This window comes from Aquipseudomonas ullengensis (genome assembly GCF_014174475.1).
Classification (GTDB): Bacteria; Pseudomonadota; Gammaproteobacteria; order Pseudomonadales; family Pseudomonadaceae; genus Aquipseudomonas; species Aquipseudomonas ullengensis.
Genome location: NZ_JACJUD010000003.1, coordinates 283,314 through 304,275, shown reverse-complemented (window position 1 = coordinate 304,275; position 20,962 = coordinate 283,314). Strand labels below are relative to the sequence as shown.

Annotated in this window: 17 protein-coding genes; 5 read left to right on the top strand and 12 right to left on the bottom strand. The window is 65.5% G+C overall.

What is annotated here, in order from left to right:
- Positions 1-4 precede the first annotated feature (4 nt).
- The 5 genes from rng to mreB all read right to left on the bottom strand — a co-directional run bounded on the left by rng (position 5) and on the right by mreB (position 4,803).
- Positions 5-1,462 carry a ribonuclease G gene (rng, locus tag H3H51_RS10690; protein ID WP_183089030.1) on the bottom strand — a complete coding sequence of 486 codons (1,458 nt, stop codon included), beginning with the start codon at positions 1,460-1,462 and terminating at the stop codon, positions 5-7.
- A gap of 60 nt (positions 1,463-1,522) precedes the next feature.
- Positions 1,523-2,122 carry a Maf family protein gene (locus tag H3H51_RS10685; RefSeq protein ID WP_183089029.1) on the bottom strand — a complete coding sequence of 200 codons (600 nt, stop codon included), beginning with the start codon at positions 2,120-2,122 and terminating at the stop codon, positions 1,523-1,525.
- Between the two features lie 39 nt (positions 2,123-2,161).
- Positions 2,162-2,650, bottom strand: a complete 489-nt coding sequence (gene mreD, locus H3H51_RS10680) for a rod shape-determining protein MreD (protein ID WP_183089028.1) — start codon at positions 2,648-2,650, stop codon at positions 2,162-2,164.
- Positions 2,650-3,636 carry a rod shape-determining protein MreC gene (mreC, locus tag H3H51_RS10675; protein ID WP_407926483.1) on the bottom strand — a complete coding sequence of 329 codons (987 nt, stop codon included), beginning with the start codon at positions 3,634-3,636 and terminating at the stop codon, positions 2,650-2,652. The genes mreD and mreC overlap by 1 nt, the downstream gene beginning before the upstream one ends.
- Positions 3,637-3,762: 126 nt before the next feature.
- A complete protein-coding gene (gene mreB / locus H3H51_RS10670) occupies positions 3,763-4,803 on the bottom strand; it encodes a rod shape-determining protein MreB (RefSeq protein WP_183089027.1) in 1,041 nt (346 codons plus the stop codon).
- Positions 4,804-5,020: 217 nt separating this feature from the next.
- Between mreB and gatC the strand changes: the two genes are divergently transcribed.
- The 5 genes from gatC (at position 5,021) to H3H51_RS10645 (ending at position 9,265) form a co-directional block, all read left to right on the top strand.
- Positions 5,021-5,308, top strand: a complete 288-nt coding sequence (gene gatC / locus H3H51_RS10665) for an Asp-tRNA(Asn)/Glu-tRNA(Gln) amidotransferase subunit GatC (RefSeq protein ID WP_183089026.1) — start codon at positions 5,021-5,023, stop codon at positions 5,306-5,308.
- 16 nt (positions 5,309-5,324) lie between these two features.
- Positions 5,325-6,776: an Asp-tRNA(Asn)/Glu-tRNA(Gln) amidotransferase subunit GatA gene (gene gatA / locus H3H51_RS10660; protein WP_183089025.1), complete on the top strand. Its 1,452-nt coding sequence runs from the start codon at positions 5,325-5,327 to the stop codon at positions 6,774-6,776.
- Positions 6,777-6,787: 11 nt separating this feature from the next.
- A complete protein-coding gene (gene gatB, locus H3H51_RS10655; protein WP_183089024.1) occupies positions 6,788-8,236 on the top strand; it encodes an Asp-tRNA(Asn)/Glu-tRNA(Gln) amidotransferase subunit GatB in 1,449 nt (482 codons plus the stop codon).
- A gap of 234 nt (positions 8,237-8,470) precedes the next feature.
- Positions 8,471-8,845, top strand: coding sequence for a septal ring lytic transglycosylase RlpA family protein (locus H3H51_RS10650; protein WP_183089023.1), 375 nt, complete (start codon positions 8,471-8,473; stop codon positions 8,843-8,845).
- A 36-nt stretch (positions 8,846-8,881) separates the two neighbouring features.
- A complete protein-coding gene (locus H3H51_RS10645) occupies positions 8,882-9,265 on the top strand; it encodes a carboxymuconolactone decarboxylase family protein (protein WP_183089022.1) in 384 nt (127 codons plus the stop codon).
- Between the two features lie 154 nt (positions 9,266-9,419).
- Here H3H51_RS10645 and H3H51_RS10640 read toward each other — a convergent pair whose 3' ends face one another.
- From H3H51_RS10640 to H3H51_RS10610, 7 genes are all read right to left on the bottom strand, one after another.
- Positions 9,420-10,208: a YfaP family protein gene (locus tag H3H51_RS10640; RefSeq protein WP_407926482.1), complete on the bottom strand. Its 789-nt coding sequence runs from the start codon at positions 10,206-10,208 to the stop codon at positions 9,420-9,422.
- A gap of 5 nt (positions 10,209-10,213) precedes the next feature.
- A complete protein-coding gene (locus tag H3H51_RS10635; RefSeq protein WP_183089021.1) occupies positions 10,214-11,857 on the bottom strand; it encodes a DUF2300 domain-containing protein in 1,644 nt (547 codons plus the stop codon).
- Between the two features lie 4 nt (positions 11,858-11,861).
- Positions 11,862-16,418: an alpha-2-macroglobulin family protein gene (locus H3H51_RS10630; protein WP_235981343.1), complete on the bottom strand. Its 4,557-nt coding sequence runs from the start codon at positions 16,416-16,418 to the stop codon at positions 11,862-11,864.
- Positions 16,415-17,053, bottom strand: coding sequence for a DUF1175 domain-containing protein (locus H3H51_RS10625; protein ID WP_183089019.1), 639 nt, complete (start codon positions 17,051-17,053; stop codon positions 16,415-16,417). Before H3H51_RS10625 ends, H3H51_RS10630 begins: the two co-directional genes overlap by 4 nt.
- Entirely contained in the window at positions 17,050-18,888 is a 1,839-nt protein-coding gene (locus H3H51_RS10620) for a DUF2138 domain-containing protein (RefSeq protein ID WP_183089018.1), read from the bottom strand. Before H3H51_RS10620 ends, H3H51_RS10625 begins: the two co-directional genes overlap by 4 nt.
- 35 nt (positions 18,889-18,923) lie before the next feature.
- Positions 18,924-19,712 carry a YfaP family protein gene (locus tag H3H51_RS10615; RefSeq protein WP_183089017.1) on the bottom strand — a complete coding sequence of 263 codons (789 nt, stop codon included), beginning with the start codon at positions 19,710-19,712 and terminating at the stop codon, positions 18,924-18,926.
- Between the two features lie 218 nt (positions 19,713-19,930).
- Positions 19,931-20,872: an AEC family transporter gene (locus H3H51_RS10610; RefSeq protein ID WP_183089016.1), complete on the bottom strand. Its 942-nt coding sequence runs from the start codon at positions 20,870-20,872 to the stop codon at positions 19,931-19,933.
- Positions 20,873-20,962 lie beyond the last annotated feature (90 nt).

Below are 20,962 nucleotides of genomic sequence, written 5' to 3'. Positions count from 1 at the left end.
CGCCTCACAGCAGCACGACATCGTACTGTTCCTGGGAATACATGGTTTCCACCTGGAATTTGATCGTACGACCGATGAACGCCTCGAGGTCGGCCACGTTGCCGGACTCCTCGTCGAGCAGGCGATCGACCACTTTCTGGTTGGCCAGCACACGGTAGCCTTCCGGCTGATAGGCACGGGCCTCGCGCAGGATCTCGCGGAAGATCTCGTAGCAGATGGTTTCCGGGGTCTTCAATTTGCCACGGCCCTGGCAGCAACTGCAGGGCTCACAGAGGATCTGTTCGAGGCTTTCGCGGGTGCGCTTGCGGGTCATCTGCACCAGGCCGAGCTCGGTGATGCCGATGATGTTGGTCTTGGCGTGATCGCGCTCCAGCTGTTTTTCCAGGGTCCGCAGCACCTGGCGCTGATGCTCTTCATCTTCCATGTCGATGAAGTCGATGATGATGATGCCGCCGATGTTGCGCAGGCGCAGTTGGCGGGCAATCGCAGTGGCGGCCTCGAGGTTGGTCTTGAAGATGGTCTCTTCGAGGGTGCGATGGCCGACGAAAGCCCCGGTGTTGACGTCCACCGTGGTCATCGCCTCGGCCGGGTCAACCACCAGGTAGCCGCCGGATTTCAGCGGTACCTTGCGCTCCAGGGCACGCTGGATCTCGTCCTCGACGCCGTACAGGTCGAAGATCGGCCGCTCGCCCGGGTAGTGTTCCAGGCGGTCGGAGACTTCCGGCATCAGCTCGTCGACGAACTGGGTGATCTTCTGGAAGGTCTCCCGCGAGTCGATGCGGATCTTCTCGATCTTCGGGTTGACCAGGTCGCGCAGGGTGCGCAGGGCCAGGCTCAGGTCCTCGTAGATCACCAGCGGCGTCTTGGCGGTCTGTATCTGCCCGGCGATCTGCTCCCACAGGCGGCGCAGGTAGCGGATGTCGGCGAGAATTTCATCGGCGCCAGCACCCTCGGCCGCCGTCCTGAGAATAAAACCGCCCGCCTCCTCGATGCCTTCGGCCGCCACGCAATCGGCAACCACCTGCTTGAGGCGTTCACGCTCGGCTTCATCCTCGATCTTCAGCGAGATGCCGACGTGACTGGTGCGCGGCATGTACACCAGGTAGCGCGAGGGAATCGACAGGTGGGTGGTCAGGCGTGCGCCCTTGCTGCCGATCGGGTCCTTGGTCACCTGCACCACCAGGCTCTGGCCTTCGTGTACCAGGGCACTGATGCTCTCGACGGCACTGCCTTCGCGGGTGGAGATTTCCGCGGCATGGATGAAGGCCGCGCGGTCCAGGCCGATGTCGATGAAGGCCGCCTGCATACCCGGCAGAACCCGCACCACCTTGCCTTTATAGATGTTGCCGACGATGCCACGTCGCTGGGTGCGTTCGACGTGCACTTCCTGCAGCACACCGTTTTCCACCACCGCCACGCGCGACTCCATCGGCGTGATGTTGATCAGGATCTCTTCGCTCATGCATTCCACTCTGTGCGACGACACTGCTGGCCAGGGGCCTTGCCCCTGCCGCGGTCTTATTTATTGGCTGGCAGGCAGTGCCTGCCAGCACGGAATCCCGAATTCGTTGAGCATCTGCGCGGTTTCGCACAGGGGCAGGCCGACCACCGCCGAGTAGCTGCCCTCGATCCGCCTGACGAACACCGCCGCCAGTCCCTGAATACCATAGCTGCCCGCTTTGTCCTGCGGCTCGCCGCTGGCCCAGTAGGCCTCGGCCTCGCCAGCGCCCAGCGCGCGGAAATGCACGTGGCTGGTCACCACCTCGACCCGGCTGCGCCCGGCACTGACCAGCGCCACGGCGGTCAGCACCCGATGCTCGCGGCCCGACAAGGCGGCCAGGGTGGCCAGTGCTTCGGCGCGGTCTCGGGGTTTGCCGAGAATCTGCCCGTCGAGCACCACCGCCGTATCCGCGCCCAGCACCACGGCGTCGGCCGCGTCGCTCAGGCTGGCCAGTCCGGCTTGCGCCTTTTCCAGCGCGAGCCGCTCTACATAGCCATGCGCCGGCTCATCGGGCAATGCTGTTTCATCAATCGAGGCGATTAGCGTGACGAAGGGCACACCGATCTGCGCCAGCAATTCGCGCCGGCGGGGGGAACCCGAGGCCAGGTAAAGCGTGGCCATGCAGACATCTCCCTGTCGAGGTGGTGTGAGTGGGGTGCGTCAGTGCACACCGAAACGCTGCTGCAACCCACGCAGGATGGCGAACACCCAGGGCCAGAGCAAGGCGCTGACCAGCGCCGGCAGGACAAATTCCAGGGTATGCGGGCGCGTGCCGGTCAGGGCATTGAGCCACAGCTGTACCAGCTGGGCCAGGCCGAATACCACCATCAGCACCAGACTCTGCTGCCACATGGGGAACATGTGCAGGCGCCGTTGCAGGGTCAGCACCAGGAAGGTGATCAGCGTCAGGGTCAGGGCATGCTGGCCGAGCAAGGCGCCGTAGAGCACGTCCTGACCGAGGCCGAACAGCCAGGCCGTGATCATGCCCACCCGGTGCGGCACGGCCAGCACCCAGTAGGCGAGAAACAGCGCCGGCCACAGCGGACGACCAATCTGCATGAAGTCCGGCATCGGCACGATGCTGAGCAACAGCGACACCGCCAGGCTGAACCAGATTATCCAGCCATTGCGCGCCTTGGCCTGCACCATCAGTGGTTCTCCTGGGGAGCCGCCGGCGCGGCGCCGGGGGCGGGTACAGCGGGTGGCTGCGCGGGCGGTGTAGTGGGAGGTGTAGTGGGCGTGGTTGCCGGTGTGGCGGCCGGAGCGGGGACTTGCGACTGAACCGGCTCACCCTTGGCAGCGGCTTCGCGATCCGCCGCTTCCTGAGCCACGGCAGCCTGGGTGGCACGCTCTTCGGCGGAACGGCTGTCGGTGAACACCAGCAACATATAACGGCTGCGATTGAGGGCGGCGGTCGGCACGGCACGCACGATGGCGAACGGCTGGCCGGAGTCGTGGATCACTTCCTTGACCGTGGCCACCGGGTAGCCGGCCGGGAAACGCTGGCCCATGCCGGAGCTGACCAGCAGATCGCCTTCCTTGATGTCGGCAGTATCGGCCACATGGCGCAGCTCAAGGCGCTCCGGGTTGCCGGTACCGGCCGCGATGGCGCGCAGGCCGTTGCGATTCACCTGGACCGGGATGCTGTGATTGGTGTCGGTGAGCAGCAGCACACGCGCGGTGTAAGGCATGACTTCGACCACCTGGCCCATCAGGCCGCGGGCATCGAGCACCGGCTGGCCGATGAACGCGCCGTCCTTCTCACCCTTGTCGATCAGGATGCGATGGGTAAAGGGGTTGGGATCGACACCGATCAGTTCGGTGACCAGCACCTTCTCGTCCACCAGGGCCGCGGAGTTGAGCAACTCGCGCAGCCGTACGTTCTGCTCGGTGAGGGTGGCGAGCTTCTGCACACGCCCCTGCATCAGCAGGGCCTCGGCCTTGAGCTTCTCGTTCTCGGCAATCAGGGTGCTGCGGCTGGCGATCTGCTGGGTGGCGTTTTCCCACAGGGTCACCGGCAGGCGCGCGGTGCGGTAGGCCGGCTCGACGATCAGGCCGAGCTGCGCGCGCAGCGGGTGCAGCACCTCGAAACGGGCATCCACCACCATCAATACGGCCGACAGTACGACCAGCACGAGCAGTCGTACGCCGAGCGATGGTCCTTTGGCAAATAGCGGCTTGATGGTGGCACCCCTTAAGCAAAACCTAGAAAACAGAAAGCCGGAAGTACAAACCTCCGGCTTCGGTTTACCACGTCAGGATCACTCCGAGGAGAGCAGGTCCATGCTGTGACGGTCCATCATCTCCAGCGCACGGCCGCCACCGCGGGCTACGCAGGTCAGCGGGTCTTCGGCGACGATCACCGGCAGGCCGGTTTCCTGGGCCAGCAGCTTGTCCAGGTCGCGCAGCAGGGCGCCACCACCGGTCAGCACCAGGCCACGCTCGGCGATGTCGGAAGCCAGTTCCGGCGGCGATTGCTCAAGGGCGCTCTTGACCGCCTGAACGATGGTCGCCAGGGACTCCTGCAGCGCTTCCAGCACTTCGTTGGAATTCAGGGTGAAGCTGCGCGGTACGCCTTCGGCCAGGTTACGGCCACGCACGTCGACTTCACGGACTTCGCCACCGGCGTAGGCGGTGCCGATTTCCTGCTTGATGCGCTCGGCGGTGGATTCGCCGATCAGCGAGCCGTAGTTGCGGCGCACGTAGGTAATGATGGCTTCGTCGAAACGGTCGCCACCGACACGTACGGATTCGGCGTAGACCACGCCGTTCAGCGAGATCAGGGCGATTTCGGTGGTGCCGCCGCCGATGTCGACAACCATCGAGCCACGGGCCTCTTCAACCGGCAGGCCGGCACCGATGGCAGCGGCCATCGGCTCTTCGATCAGAAACACTTCGCGCGCACCGGCACCGAGGGCCGATTCGCGGATGGCACGACGCTCGACCTGGGTCGATTTGCACGGCACGCAGATCAGCACGCGCGGCGACGGCTGCAGGAAGCTGTTTTCGTGAACCTTGTTGATGAAGTACTGCAGCATCTTCTCGCAGACGCTGAAGTCGGCGATCACGCCGTCCTTCATCGGACGAATGGCGGAAATGTTGCCCGGAGTACGGCCGAGCATGCGCTTGGCCTCGGTACCGACGGCGACGACGCTCTTCTGGTTGTTGCCACTGGTGCGGATGGCAACCACGGACGGTTCGTTCAATACGATGCCGCGCTCGCGTACATAAATCAGGGTATTGGCGGTGCCCAGGTCGATCGACAGATCGCTGGAAAACATGCCACGCAGTTTCTTGAACATGGGGAAAAAACCCTAAGACAGAGCGCGATGAAAACGCGGGGTAAAAAAGTGCGGCAAACTCTATCAATGAGCAGCCTTTTGGGCAAGGCGGCGCATGTGCTAAATTGCCTGCTTTTCCGGGCTTTACGCCCACAATTCGCGGCCTTTGACCGCCGTACGCGGCATCCGTTCCCCGCCTGTATTTCGTCCGGTCACCCGCTTTCCCTGGAGAATCCCGATGGCGCTTGAACGCTCCGACGTGGAAAAAATCGCCCACCTGGCCCGTCTGGGCCTGAACGAAGCCGATATCCCTCGAACCACCGAGACCCTCAACAACATCCTCGGTCTGGTTGATGCCATGCAGGCGGTCAATACCGACGGCATCGAGCCGCTGGCCCACCCGCTGGAAGCCACTCAGCGCCTGCGCGCCGACCAGGTCACCGAACAGAATCAGCGTGCAGCCTATCAGGCTATCGCCCCGGCCGTGGAAAACGGTCTGTATCTGGTTCCGAAAGTCATCGAATAAAAGGAAAGGGTTTCCCATGCATCAATTGACCCTGGCCGAGATCGCCCGCGGCCTGCAGGACAAAGCCTTCTCCTCCGAAGAGCTGACCCGCGCCCTGCTGGCGCGCATCCAGCAACTCGACCCGCAGCTGAACAGCTTCATCAGCGTCACCGAAGAACTGGCCCTGAGCCAGGCCAAGGCCGCCGATGCGCGCCGCGCGGCCGGTGAAAGCGCTGCCCTGCTCGGCGCGCCGATCGCCCACAAGGACCTGTTCTGCACCCAGAACATCCTCACCAGCTGCGGCTCGAAGATTCTCAGCGGCTTCAAGGCGCCCTATAACGCCACCGTGGTCGAGAAACTCGCCAACGCCGGCACCGTGACCCTGGGCAAGCTGAACATGGACGAATTCGCCATGGGCTCGGCCAACGAATCCAGCCACTACGGCCCCGTGAAGAACCCCTGGGACCTGACCCGCGTACCGGGCGGCTCCTCCGGCGGCAGTGCCGCAGCCGTTGCGGCGCGCCTGATTCCTGCGGCCACCGGCACCGACACCGGCGGTTCGATCCGCCAACCGGCGGCACTGACCAACCTCACCGGGATCAAACCGACCTACGGTCGCGTCTCGCGCTGGGGCATGATCGCCTACGCCTCCAGCCTCGACCAGGGCGGCCCGCTGGCCCGCTCCGCCGAAGATTGCGCATTGATGCTGAGCGGCATGGCCGGTTTCGACGCCAAGGACTCGACCTGCGTCGATCAGCCGGTGGACGACTACCTCGCAGCCCTGCAGCAGCCACTGAGCGGCCTGCGCATCGGCCTGCCGAAGGAATATTTCGGCGCCGGCCTCGACAGTCGCATCGCTGACAAGGTACTGGCGGTGGTCGAAGAGCTGAAGAAGCTCGGCGCCACGGTCAAGGACATCTCCCTGCCGAACATGCAGCACGCCATTCCGGCCTACTACGTGATCGCGCCGGCCGAAGCCAGCTCCAACCTGTCGCGTTTCGACGGTGTGCGCTTCGGCTATCGCTGCGAGAACCCGATCAACCTCGAAGACCTGTACAAGCGCTCGCGCGGTGAAGGCTTCGGCGCGGAAGTGAAGCGCCGCATCATGGTCGGCACCTATGCGCTGTCCGCCGGCTACTACGACGCTTACTACTTGAAGGCGCAGAAGATCCGCCGCCTGATCAAGAACGACTTCGTCGCTGCCTTCAACCAAGTCGACGTGATCCTCGGCCCAACCACGCCGAACCTGGCCTGGAAACTGGGCGAGAAGAGTGCCGACCCGGTTTCTGCCTATCTGGAAGACATCTACACCATCACCGCCAACCTGGCCGGCATCCCCGGCCTGTCCATGCCCGCCGGCTTCGTCGACGGTCTGCCAGTTGGCGTGCAACTGCTTGCGCCCTACTTCCAGGAAGGTCGCCTGCTGAATGTCGCCCATCAGTACCAACAGGTCACTGACTGGCACACACAAGCACCGACTGGGTTCTGAGGACAGTAAACATGCAATGGGAAACCGTAATCGGGCTGGAAATTCACGCCCAGCTCAGCACCCAATCGAAGATCTTCTCGGCCAGCGCCACCACCTTCGGTGCCGAGCCCAACACCCAGGCCAGCCTGGTTGACCTCGGCATGCCCGGCACCCTGCCGGTGCTCAACGCCGAAGCGGTGCGCATGGCCTGCAAGTTTGGCCTGGCGATCGACGCGCACATCGCGCCGAGCAACATCTTCGCGCGCAAGAACTACTTCTACCCGGATCTGCCCAAGGGCTACCAGACCAGCCAGATGGACCACCCCATCGTCGGCAAGGGCTTCCTCGACATCACCCTGGAAGACGGCACGCAGAAGCGCATCGGCATCACCCGCGCGCACTTGGAAGAAGACGCCGGCAAGAGCCTGCACGAAGACTTCCACGGCATGAGCGGCATTGACCTCAACCGCGCCGGCACGCCGCTACTGGAAATCGTCTCCGAGCCGGACATCCGCTCCGCCAAGGAAGCGGTGGCCTACGTCAAGGCGATCCACGCCCTGGTGCGCTACCTCGGCATCTGTGACGGCAACATGGCCGAAGGCTCGCTGCGCTGCGACTGCAACGTCTCGGTACGGCCGAAAGGCCAGGCCGAGTTCGGCACCCGCGCCGAGATCAAGAACGTCAACTCGTTCCGCTTCATCGAGAAAGCGATCAACCACGAGGTTCAGCGCCAGATCGAACTGATCGAGGACGGCGGCAAGGTGGTGCAGGAAACCCGTCTGTACGACCCGAACAAGGACCAGACGCGCTCCATGCGCAGCAAGGAAGAAGCCAACGACTACCGCTACTTCCCCTGCCCGGACCTGCTACCGGTGGTGATCGAACAGAGCTTCCTCGACGAGATCCGCGCCAGCCTGCCGGAACTGCCGGTGCAGAAGCGCGAGCGCTTCCAGGCGCAGTTCGGCCTGTCGGCCTACGACGCCGACGTGCTGGCCACCAGCCGTGAACTGGCCGACTACTTCGAAGCGGTCAACGCGGTGTGCGGCGATGCCAAGCTGGCCGCCAACTGGGTGATGGGTGAGCTGTCCAGCCTGCTCAACAAGGACAACCTGGAAATCGATCAGTCGCCGGTTTCTGCCGAGCAACTGGGCGGCATGATCCTGCGTATCAAGGACAACACCATCAGCGGCAAGATCGCCAAGATGGTCTTCGAAGCCCTGGCCGCCGGTGAAGGCGCCAGCGCCGACGAAGTGATCGAGAAGAAAGGCCTCAAGCAGGTCACCGACTCCGGCGCCATCGAAAGCATGCTGGACGAAGTGCTGGCGGCCAACGCTGAGCAGGTCGAGCAATACCGCGCCAGCGACGAAGCCAGGCGCGGCAAGATGTTCGGCTTCTTCGTCGGCCAGGCAATGAAGGCCTCGAAAGGCAAGGCCAACCCCGGCCAGGTCAACGAGCTGCTGAAGAAGAAGCTGGAGGGGTGAGCCCCTCTTCTTTTCCAGAAACAGTCAACGCCTGCGTTGACCCGGCGAACGACCGGCCATGAATGGCCGGGCCGGACTTCCCTACCAGCCAAGGATGGCTGGCTATATCGACGCCGGGCTTGCCCGGCGTTGCCTTATTCGTAGGCTGGCTATCCACCCCATGGAATAACGCGCGGCGTTTTCCGCCAAGGCCGGTGGATGTGCGGCGCGACATCCACCCTACAGGGAGCTCGCATGTTTAAAAGCCTTCTGCCGTTGATCATCCTGCCCCCGCTGCTTGTCGGTTGCGCCAGCCAGGGCGTGGTCGACCCCCACGGTTACCGCGCCGAAGGCCAGGCCTCCTGGTACGGCGCCAAGCACCACGGACGCAAGACCGCCAGCGGCGAGCGTTTCGACCAGAACGCACTGACCGCCGCGCACCGCGAACTGCCTTTCGGCACGCAGGTGCGGGTGACCAACCTGAGCAACAGCAAAAGCGTGGTCGTGCGCATCAACGACCGTGGCCCACACACCCGCAATCGCCTGATCGACCTGTCGCAACAGGCGGCCAAACAGATCGACATGCTGCGCAGCGGCGTAGCGCCGGTGCGCGTCGAAGTCCTCGAGTAGCACGCACCCTACGCATCAATCATCCGGAGAACAGTCATGAGCGAAGAGAAGAAAAGTGGCCTGCAGGTACGCCGCGAAGTGATGGGCGACGCCTTCGTCGACCGCGCCCTGGGCAATGCCACCGAGTTCAACCAGCCGTTGCAGGACTTCATCAACGACCACGGCTGGGGCGGGGTATGGAACCGCGAAGGCCTGGATCGCAAGACCCGCAGCCTGATCACCCTGGCCGCACTGACCGCGCTGAAATGCCCGCAGGAACTGAAAGGCCACGTACGCGGCGCGCTGAACAACGGCTGCACGGTCGAGGAAATCCGCGAAGCCCTGCTGCACTGCGCGGTGTACGCCGGCGTACCGGCGGCCATCGACGCCTTCCGCGCCGCCCAGGAAGTGATCGATGCCTGGCAGGCGCCCAGCGCCTGAGCCGTAGGGCGGGTGTAACCCGCGAGCAATGCGTCAGGAACGACGAGGGCGTCACCCGCCCTGCGACTGCTTTCTGTAGGAGCCAGCTTGCTGGCGATCAGCAGCCGACTGCCTCGCGATCGCCAGCAAGCTGGCTCCTACAAAAGCGGGGGAATCAGGGATAGCTGAAGCGCTTGACCAGGGTCAGCTCACCCGGTGCGCGCATGGGCACCAGGAAGGACTCCTGTTTCTCGTTCGGCGTGCCCTCCTCGGTGATCAGGGTGATCTGCGCCGTGGTCAGGGCCACCGCCGCGTTGCCGTCGTCGCCATACCCGCCGCCGAAGTAATTGACGTAGACCAGGTACTGGCCCTTGAGCGGGGTCGGCGAAGCGATCATTTCCGGGCCGTACCCGGTGGTCACGTCGACATCCTGAGCCGCGCCATTGGCCAAGGAGCGCTCGCCGTACCAGACATGCCCGCCATCCGGCGTCACCAGGTGCAGGTCGAGGTCGGTATTGTCGCTGTCCCAGGACAGCGCCACGCGCAGCTTGGCCGGCGTCTCGCCGCTGCCCTGGTTATAGAACTGCACGCGGCGCGTCTGCTGGCCATCCGGGCTGCGCACTTCGACGTTGTTGCTGCCGGACGGGAACACGAACGGCCGATCGAAACGTCCATCCTCCTGCACCTTGAGCGGCATGCTGATGCCATTGACCACCAGCCGCGCCGGCTTTTCCGCCACCTTCGCCACGCCCTTGATCAGCCCACGAATGCGCGCCGTCTCGGCCTGGTCGGCGGCAACGTTGACCGAGGACGCCGGGTAGTTCACTTCCTGGATAAAGTGCGCGCCCTCGTCGCTACCCTGGCGCCAACCCGCACGCGGGGTGTCCAGCTGGACTTCGGCACTGGCACTCAGCGGTAGCAGGCTGGCCAGGAATAGAGCAATGGGGTGCAGGCGAACGGTCATGGGGGCTATTCCAGCAGCAGATGGCGAGCGAGGCTTTCGATGTAGTTTTCATCCTGGCCGTTGGGGTGTGCGGCAAAGGCCAGGTGCAGGTATTCGTGGGTCAGGTCGAGGCGGTCCTGCAGCGAGAACAGGCCGCGAACGAAGATGCGCCGGCGCTCGCGGTCGACATGCGGGTTGCCCGACAGCAGGCGGCACACGGCGAATTGTCCGGTTTCGCTGTAGCCCGGCTCGGCGTCCAGCGTGGCGCGCCACTGGCGACTTTGCCTGCGCAACCAGTCTTCGGCGGCCGGCAAGGGCTGGCAGGCTGCCAGCGGCTTGTCCCAACGACTCAGGCTGGCACGCGGAAAGGCACTGGCGAGAATCGCGTCATAACGCAGGCCACCATTGGCCTGGGCAACCGCCTCCTGCCAGGACAGGCGGGCCGGACCGGGTTGATCCAGGTGATAGGTGACAGGGCTACCCGCCAACACCAGGTCACTGGTCCAGGCGGCAATTTCCCGCGCCGCGGCGCTTGCCGGGCGCGGCGCCACGCGTTGGCTGGCGCTGCTGTCGCGGATCGCCAGGCATTCGCCCCGCCGCTCGGCGTTCTGCAGCAGGTAACTGCGGATCGCCACGGCCAGCGCCTTGGCCGCCTCCGCCGGCTGGGCGGAGGCTTCACGGTCCAGCACCCGCGCCACGTACTCTTCGCGCGATAGATGCGCGGTCAGTTGCAGCTGGCTGGCCGCGCCCTGCAGAAACAGCTCGCCGGCGCTTTCGATCGGCAGGCGATTGCCATTGGCAAACTCCACCTCGTAACGCCCGTGCAGGGCACCAACCCCTGCGAGTTCATCACGGCCCTGCCGACGCACCTGACGCAGGGGGTAGCGGGAGAACAGCTCGACCTCGACGCAGCTACCCGGCTCCACCGGCCAGGCCGTCGGCAGCGTGCTGCCAAGCACCTCGGCATAGCCGTGGAGAATGCTCTGGCTGGTACCGGAGCCGCCCGCCCACAGCGGCGTGCCGTCGTTCAGCCAGCCAGCGAAGCCACCCTGGCGGGCCTGTGCATCGCCATCGGCCAGCCAGCTCCAGGTCTTCACCCGCAGGCGCCCGCCGAGGGCTCCCAGCGCAGCGCTGTCCGGTGTGCGCAGTAATACATCGAGCAGCACTCGGCGAGCCTCATCCTGGGCAGGCAGCGTGGCCAGCACGCCGAGCAATTCGCCGACCGGTACCCGTCGCTGCGGCTGCAGGCCGTCGAGATCGACCAGCCAGGCCGGCGCCTGGTGGGCACGCCAGTAGCTCGACCACTGCCCCGCCTGCACGCCCAGGCGCGACGGCGTGAAATACAGACCGCACGACTGCGCCAGCGCCTGCTCGCGATCGATGCGCTCACCCGGGTTGCAGCAATAGACCTCGTCGCGATCCTGGCCGGTGCAGACATAGCCGTTGTCCGGCCGCTGGTTGTCGACCTCATAGGCGTAGACGAACAGCTTCCACAGGCTGCCCAGCGGGGTTTCCAGCTGCGCCGGCAGACTGCCGCGCGCCACCACCTGCTGCGTATCCAGTTGCAGCAGCTGATCGCCCTCCGACGTGCGCCAGGCCAGCTGCAACGGCGTCTGCCCCGCTTCGCCAAGCAGGGGCAGCAACAACGCCAGCCAGCCGAAGGGACGCATGGCGTTACTCGACCTTCAACTCGGCCAGCGCCGGATTCTGCTCGACGGCCTGTTCCTGCGGCGCATACATGCGCACATAGCGCGCCGGCGGCAGGCTGAACTGGCCTTTCTGCGAGAAACGCACCAGATGGCGCAGAACCAGCTCGCCCTGCAGGCTGTCGACCGGCACCGCATAGAGCATCTGCCCCGGCTCATGACGGGCCTTTTCCAGCGGCGCCGCTTCATCCGAGCCCAGGCCACTGACCTGGATACCCCAGGTGGTGCGCTCGACATCCGCACCCGGCGGCAGCGGCACTTCCAGCAGGCCATAGCGCCGCGCCCGCTCGCCGTCTGCCCGCAGGGTCACTTCGTCGAGGTACAGCTGGTCGCTGGACAGCGGCTCGTCGCCGACCTCCTCCACGCTGAAACTGAAAGCCTTCTCGCCCGGCACCAGGCGCAGCAGGCGGCGACTGACGCTGACATCCAGCTCGCCGGTGGGCGCCTGGGCGCTGTCGAAGCTCAGTGCAGCCGCCAGCGGACGGGCCTGCTCGGCTGGCAGGTCCAGGGCTTTGGGCAGTTCCTTGCCCTGCCATTGCCACCAGGTTTCGCCACTGGCGCCCTGCTGCGCCAGCCAGCCGGCACCCGGTGTCGCTACGCTCGCGGGTGCCGCTTGCTGCAGCGCCTGGGCCAGCCAGGTCAGGGCCAGGGCGCGCTCCAGGGTCGACTGCTCGGGCGCCAGGCGCTGCAGCAAGGCATTGGCCTGCTCCGGATCAACCTTGCCATGGGACAGGCGCACCGCCTCGGCAAACGGATGGGTGCTGGCAGCCACTCGCTCCCGAGCGCCATCCAGGCCCGCGCTGAATGCCGCCGGCAGCTTGACCTGGGTCGCCGCGGCAAGATCCGCCGCCAGCACCCGAGCAAGGGCCAGGCCGAGCTGCGAATTCGGTTCGGCCATTACCTGGCTGGTCTCGCCATCGTCGGCCAGGGTCACATCATCACCCTCACCGGCCGCGCCCAGATCACTCAGCAGGCCTTCGAGCAGGCTGTTGACCGGCAACTGCATTTCGCGGGCGAAGTCGAGGACCAGCGCACGCTGCAGCAGCGGCGTATTCGGCACCTGCTTGGCATACACCTCCAGCACGCGCTGCCAATGCTCTGGCGGCAGGTTGATGTGCAACGCGCGGCTAGCATGCCAGTCGGCGTAATAGGCGTAGGCGGTGAGGAAGGCGTCCGCCTCGGCATCGTTGCCCCACCAGGCAAAACCGGCTTCCGGGCCGGCCATCTGCACCAGGCGCAGACGGCTGTTCTGCATGATCAGGCGCAGGCGGTCACCGATGCGTGTCTCGCCCTTGGCCAGCGTCGGGTAGGCCAGGCTCAGCGGCAACAGGCGGCTGGCGGTCTGCTCGACGCAGCCGTAGGGGTAGTCGAGCAGGTCATCGAGGGCCGAGCGGAACAGCGCGCGAGAGCTGTCGTCCAGGCGCAGGCGGATGCCACTGGCATCGGCCGGCAGGCTCAGCGGATTGCTCCCAGCCGCCAGCGTCAGGTGCTGGGTGCTCAGGCGCTGCCAACCTTCGCCGGCCACGCGCAGCGTCACCCCGAGGGCATCCACCGGCTTGCCATCCTGCAGCAGCTCACCGCGCCATTCGCCTGCCACCAGTGCCGTCTCCGGCAACGGCAGGTAGTTGATGCCTTTTTCCAGTTCGACCGTGCGGCGCTGTTCCTGCCCGGCGAAATGGGTCACCAGTTCGGCCTTGGTTCCCTCCTCGCCCTGGTTGAAGGCGAACAGGCCCAGCTGCGGCTTGTCACCGGCGCGGAACAGGGTCGGCCCGCTCCACTTCAGGTACAGCGGTTTCTCCGAGCGGATGAATTGCTTCTTCTGCCCCACTTCACCGGCCTCGTTGACCGCGCGCACGGTGATGCGCCAGCGGGTCAGCGAGTCGGGCATGCGGAAAGTGAAGCGCGCCTTGCCGTCGGTATCGGTCACCAGGTCCGGCTGCCAGGCGGCAGTGTCGACTTCCTCGCGGCGCGGCCGCTCCAGCACCTTGACCCCGCGCTCGCTGCGGTTGGCGCGGCCCGGTGCGGTCGGGTTGCCCGGCAGCGCCACGTCGTAGCTGATGAACGCCAGGCTGGCACTGGTGCGCACGTTGTTGCGCCGCGGGTGATAGAAGAACTGGTCGATGCCCGGGGCGATTTCCGGCTGCAGGGCATAGATCATCTCGTCCACCACGCTGACGGTCAGGCGCGTGGCGGCGGGCTTGCCGGCAAACTGGGTGGCCAGCTCGACGCTGACCGTTTCACCCGGCTGGTAGCGCTCCTTGTCGGTGGCGATGGCGATCTCCACCTGCGGCTTGGCCACCTTGATCCCGGCGTTCTGAAAGCTGTACTCGCCGCCCTTGGTGTAAAGCACGGAGAAGGTCAGGTTGGGGGCGAAGCTGTCCTTGACTGGAATGCGCGCGCGGTACTGGGTGTCGTTGAGTTTCTCCAGCTTGAGCCAGTCGCCCCCCTTGGACAGCAGCGCAGTGGCCTCCACCTGGTCGCGCTCCAGGGTCAGCAATGCATCGCCCACCGGCTCGGGGAAGGTGATCAGCGCCAAGGCCTCGTCACCGGCCTGGTAAGCATCCTGGTCGAAGACGATCTCCACGGTGCCAGCCACGGCCTTGACCCCGTCGCCGCTGACCGAGTGGCCGGTGGCGCCGAGGATCAGGCCGTGCTTGTCCTTGAGGGTGATGCTGTAGGTGCCGGGACGCTCGAAGCTCAGGCTGAAACCCTGGTCTGCTTCATCCAGATCGCCACTGTGCTGGCTCTGGTCTTCCAGGCGCACCCACTCATAGCGCGCCGGCTTGAGCTCGGTGGGTTGCTCGCTGCGGTAGCTGAACGGCACCGCATCGCCCACCGCGCTGAAGCGCTGCGGCGTCTCCAGGCGATAACGCGCGGCGCCACGTTCGATGAGGATTTCCTTGCTGACCTTGACCCGGTAGGCGGCGCCATCGCTGGCGAACACGGTGAGCAGGTACCGGCTCGGCTTGTCCGCCGCCGGCAGATCGAGGGCCGCGCGGCCCTGGTCATCGCTGCTCAGCTCGCTGCTGGTCAGTTCGACCGGGAACTGACCGAGGTACTGCAGCTCGTTGTCGATCATCGACAGCTGCTGGGCACGCAGGCTCAGTTGCAGGCGCGCGTTCTTCACCGGCTTGCCGTCCGGGTAGACCAGCACCAGGTTGCCGGTCACCTTCTCACCGGTGCGGAAGTCCGGCTTGGCCAGGTCGAGGGCAATCTCGAAGTGCGGTTTGATGTAGTCGGCGACGCGGAAGGCGCTGCTGTAGAGCTGGTCGCGGTAGCTGAAGCGCAGCTCGTAGCCGCCGGCCACGGCATTGTCCGGCAGCTGGAAACGGCCCTGGGTGCCGGCCTTGCTGTCGAGGGCCAGGTCGAGGCTCTGCAGGGTGGTGCCGGTGGCATCCAGCACGCTGAGCTTGATCGGCGCGGCCTGTGCGGCCACCGAGTCGCGGGCGTTCTTGAACTCGCGACCGACGATCTTCACTTCCACCCAGTCGCCCGGGCGGTACAGGGGGCGATCGGTGAAGGCGTACAGTTTGGTGTCGTAGATCTCGCTGTCGTAATAGAAGTTCTCGGAGACGAACACGCCGCCTTCGCTGTCCTCGCCGAGCACGTAGGAGCGCTCCGGGCTGGCGTGCTTGAGGCGCAGCAGGCCCTGCTCATCGGTGCTGCCACTGCTCATCACGCCGAGGCCATCGCTCCACAGCACCTGGGCGCCGGCCACCGGCGTGCCCTCATGCTTGCGTGCGGTCCACACCAGCAGCTCGCCACCGGCAATCTTGCTCACCGCCACGGTGTTGGAAACGAACACCACGGTGGTCGCGCGGAACTTGCCGACCAGCGCCTCGACCAGGTACAGCCCCGGCTTGAGCTTGCCCAACGGGATGTAGACGTTGCCCGGGTTGACGCTGACGAAGGAACTGGACGAACCGGCCAGCTCGACGCCCTTGGGCGGCTGAATCGGCTTGGCATCCCACAACGGGTAGCGGAACTGCGCGATGAGCGGCAGACCCCTCATCGGCGCGTACTGCGGCTGCGCCTCGAACGGCGTTGGCGCCCGGATCGCATCGCCCATCTTCAGCTCCGGCGCCTCTTCGGTGACCTGCTTGCGCGACTCGTAGGAGAAGGCCCGCTGCATCACCCGCCGCGACTTGCGGTACCAGTTGTCCCACAGGTAGCTCAGGGTGTTGGACAGGCCTTCACCCTTGAACTCGCCTTCGGCGACCACGCGGTGCAGGTTCTTCTGCCGCTTGAGGAAATCCAGCGGCTGGTCGATGCGGTACACGCGCATGTCCACGCCGCCATAGGGCTCCATGGTGTAGCGCCGGTAGTCGCGGCCCGGCGCCTCTAGGCGCACCTGGGCCACTTCATCGGTGGCGAAGCTGGAGTCGGCGAGCAGGAAGAACGACTGCCCGTTGACCGGCATGTAGCCGCTCGACTCGACGTTGTCGTCTGCCTGGCTGACGCCCAGCGGCAGGATGGCTGCGATCAGGGCCGCAGCGGCCAGACGCGGCAAGTGCAGAGCCCTCATCGGCTGAGAAAGTGCAGTCGATAGACGCCGATAAAATTGGGGTTGGATTCGTCGGGTATCCATCGGGTGTCCTTCCATGTCATGAGTTGTTGCAGGCTCACCGAGCGCATGCCGTTGTCTGTCTGGGTGCTGGTGCCAGTGTGGTAGGCGATGTTGCGGCCCATCCAGATCATCAGGTGCTGGTCGTCACCCTGGTCGAAGAACATCAGGTCGCCGGGGCGTGCCTGGTTGAGATCGCGGCCAATCAGCTGGCTGTTGTACTGGATCAACTTGATCGCATTGACGTACGGCCCGACCTTGCCACCACCCTGTTGCCACTGCTGGGCCAGCTGGCGTTGGGCCGGGCTCAGTTCCAGCTCTGGCGGCAGGTAGCGGTTGGACAGGCCGTTGGCGCGCAGCCACTTGGCGTCGTGCACCTTGAGCGCCTCGTTGGCGGCGAAGCGCACCAGGCCGGCGCAGTCCTGCTGGTGCCAGCGCGGGCTAGGCCCCTGGCGCAGTTGCTCCTGGGCGATGCGCACGAACCAGGCGCGAAACACCTGGGACTGCTGCGTATCGAGCGGCGCCACTGCCTCTGCCCGCAGCGCCTGGCTGCACAACAGCAGCAAGGCGAGAGCGCCGTGAATAACTGTTCTCACAGGGCACGCCACTGCAGCGGCAGCCACTGCCAGGCACTGCTGGCCTCGCTACCGGCCGGCAGGGTCAGGGCGTACTTGCCGTGGGTGGACAGCGCGCGCAGCTTGGGCAGCAGGTTGCTCTGCGCGGCGTTGCGGAACACCGGCTCCATGTCTTCCGGCAGGCTTTCCAGGGTCTCGCGCTCGAACAGCGTGGCCAGTGTCTGCGGCGCCAGGTAGGCCGGTACCAGGGCGTCCTTGGGCAACACGTCGGCCAGCGGCGGAAAGCGTTTGTCCAGGGTATCCAGGGCCTTGTTCACCAGACGGTCGTCCAGCGAGAACAACAGGGTCGAGCCATGCCGCGCCAGGCTGACCCGGAAGAATCCGCTGGCGGCCAGGGCATCCGGATTCTCGGCATCGCCGCCCGGGTACTGGCCGAAGTTGGAGCCGACCTGGCGCTGCCATGTGTGCGTCGCGCCCTGCTCGCTGTCTTCGACCGGGAACTGGCCACCTTCGACATTGGCTTCCCAGGCGCCGATCAGGCTGTCGAACAGCTTGCCCAGTTCGGCATCGGTCTGCGCGCCGGCCTCGCCCTTGAGCGTGCCGACCAATAGCGGCGAATGCAGACGCGACTCGGCGTACCAGCACAGGCCGGCGGTGCCGCTGAGCTGGGCACCCAGTTCGGCGGCCACCTTGGCCTCGGCGCCGACCTTGCTCAGCAGACGCCCGGGCACGGCCGCCGCCACCGGCAGGGCAACGCAGGCGCTGGCGCCCATGGGCATGGCGCGCCACACCGGGGTGAAATCGAATTTACCCTGATCCTCTACCTCGTTCAGGGCCAGGAAGCTGTGCCAGCCCTGCCCGTCCATCTCGAAACGCAGACCGGCGAAAGCCGGGATAAAACGCTGGTAGCCGAGAGCAAGGAAGTCCGAGCTGAGGCTGATGCGTTGCTGCAACGGACCGCGCGTCTCCAGACCGAAACGCTCGGGGAAGGGATGCTGACCGGCCAGCAACGCCTCGACCGCCTCGGTCGACACCTTGGCCAGCAACGGGCCGCTCGGTTCTTCCGGCTCGACCGACTCGGCGGCAGCCTCGTCCGCCGGCACCGCAGCGTCGGGATCGACGGCAGCCACTTCGGACTGGTCATCCGCGCTGGCCGCCTCGGCAGAAGCCGGCTCGGGCTCGGGCTCGGGGGCGAACAGCATGTCGGCGCTGGACAGCAGCAACAGCTGGTCGCCGTGGGAGGCGAACAGCAGGGAACGGTCGTTGTTGTAGCGCAGGCGATAGAACGGCACCGGGGCGCCATCGACGATGAACTCGCCAGCCTGGCTCAGCTGGCTATCGTCCAGCGCCACCTTGGCCAGCGGCTCCAGGGCCTTGGCCAGGCCGCCGCGCTCGATCACCACCAGGAAGTGCTTGAGGCGACCACCGGCATCGCGCCACAGGGCGACCTCGGCCGGCTGGTCGAGCAACTCGTCGAGCAGGTTGTCGCGCAGCTGCAGGTCGTGCTCGTAGATGATCCGCCGCAGGCTGCCGGTCAGCCCGAGGCGGTCGGCATTGGCCTCGTAGTAGAACACCAGGTCCTCGGTCAGGGTGTCACGCAACAGCGGCACCGCCAGCAGGTCCTTGGGCAGGCGGCTCAGCGAGGCGCTTTCGATCAGTACGTCGGGGCGCGCCAGGTCCAGGCCCAGCAGGTTCTGCTCACCCAGCTCGCGACCCGCTTGCGGCCCCTGCCACAGCCAGCCGAACAGCCCGGCAGCCGCCACCGGCACGGCAACGGCCAGGGCGATCAGCAGCGGGCGCAGGCGACTGCCGCCAGGCGCTACGGAGCTGGTATCGGGTGTGGTGTTATCGCTCATGTGGAAACCCCAGTTCTTCCCGGCTGCGGGAGCATTCAATAGTTGAAGGATTTGATGAACAGCAGATCGCCGATGGTGCGCAGCGGCACCACGAAGGTCTCGCGCTTCTCGTTCACGGTGTTCTCGTTGAACACCAGGCTGATCTGCGAGGTGATCACCTCGTTGAGGTTGCTGCCGGCCTGGAAGTTGTAGCCCTGGCTGTTCAGGTTGCCCCAGTAGTTCACATAGATCAGGTAGGTGCCGTGCAGCGGCGCGGTCATGGTGAACATTTCCGGGCCGGGGCCGTCGACGCTGTCGACGTCCAGGCCGCCGCCATTGCTCATCACCGGATCGGCCCAGAAGGCGTGCTGGCCATCGGGGGTGACCACATGCAGGTCGAGTTCGGCCTGCGGGTCGTCCCAACCCAGAACGATGCGCACCTGGGCGGGGGTTTTCTGCGTATTGGCTTCGTAGAACTGCACGCGCTTGAGCGGCTGGCCGGCGGCGCGCAGTTCGACGCTGTTGGAGCCGGCACCAAAGTTGTAGGGCCGGGCGAAACGCCCTTCGGCGTCGGTGTAGAGCGGTAGCGGGTTGCCGTTGACCGCCAGCACATGAGGCTGGCGCTGGCTTTGCAGGCCCTTGAGCCTGCCTTCGATCATGCTGCGATTGCGCTGCGCGCCACGGTCGATGGGCGGCGTCGGGTAGGCCACGCGGGCGTTTTCCGTGCGATCGAGCAGGCCCGAATAGCGCCAGCCGGCGGCGGGTCCATCGAGGTCTGCGGAAGGTTCTGCCAGGGCAACCGACGCAGGCAGCGTCAGGCATAGCAGTAACAGCGGGGGGCGCATGATTAATCCTTTAACGGCGCTAGGTTGCCAAGGCTATCGACTGGGGAGGCGACTGACAATCGACAGTCACCGGCGCAGCCTGGAGTTTGGCAGCGAATCACATCTTTGCCGCTGCGCCGCACACTTTCGCCTGCCAGGCGTCACCTGGGCTGGCGCGCTCCGTCGCACCAACCGGGGCGCAATGGCCGCCGCGGCGAATTCGGAAGTGTCCTACAGCGTCAGATCCAGCCACCCCACTGCAGCACCAGCAAACCGACGTTGGTGCTGACCACCGCCACCAGGGTGGTGATCACGATGATCGCCGCCGCCAGCTCGTGGTTGCCGCCCGCGGCCTTGGCCATGACGAAACTGGCCGCCGCCGTGGGGCTGGCGAAGTAGAGGAAGAGGATGCCCAGCTCGGCATTGCGAAAGCCGCAGAGGAAGGCGCCGAGTGTGGCCAGCAGCGGCAGCCAGAGCATTTTCATCAGGCTGGCGCTGATGGCCAAGCCACTGCTGGCGCGCAAGGACGCCAGCGACAGGGTGCCGCCAATGCAGATCAGCGCCAGCGGCAAGGTCAGCTGCGCCAGGTACTCGCCCGAGGTGGTCAGCCAGGCCGGTAGGCTGATTTTCCAGTAGGCGAACGGAATCGCCGCCAGCACACCGATGATCAGCGGGTTGCGCAGGATGCTCTTGAAAATGCCCCAGACGCTGGCCTTGGTATTCGGGCTGTACACCTCGAGCACGATCACCGACAGGCTGTTGTAGCTGAGGATCACTACCCCACCGAGGATGCCGCCCAGAGACAGGCCGTAGTGCCCATACAGGCTGGTGGCCAGGGCCAGGCCGATGATGCCGTTGTTGCCGCGGAATGCGCCCTGCACGTAGACGCCGCGCTCGGCCAACGGCACCCGCCAGATGGCCCAGCCCCAGACCAGCAGAAAGCCCAGCAGGGTAGCCAGCACGAAATAGCCGAGTACCGCGGGCTGCAGGGCAGTCGTGAGATCGGCATGCAGGATGGCGAGAAACAGCATGACCGGCATGGTCACGTTGAACACCAGGGCCGAGGCGGTATGGATGAAGTTGACGTCGATCAGGTTGAGGCGCTTGAGGCCCACGCCGAGGAACAGCATGGCGAAAACCGGCGCGGTGATACCGATGGTTTGCTGGAAGACGGCGAACATGCGAACCCCGAACCTGACTATTTGGTTAGGTGGCTAATGATAACAGCCCAGAGCGCTGCACACCTTCCAGCAGGCTTTCGCCCGCGCGTA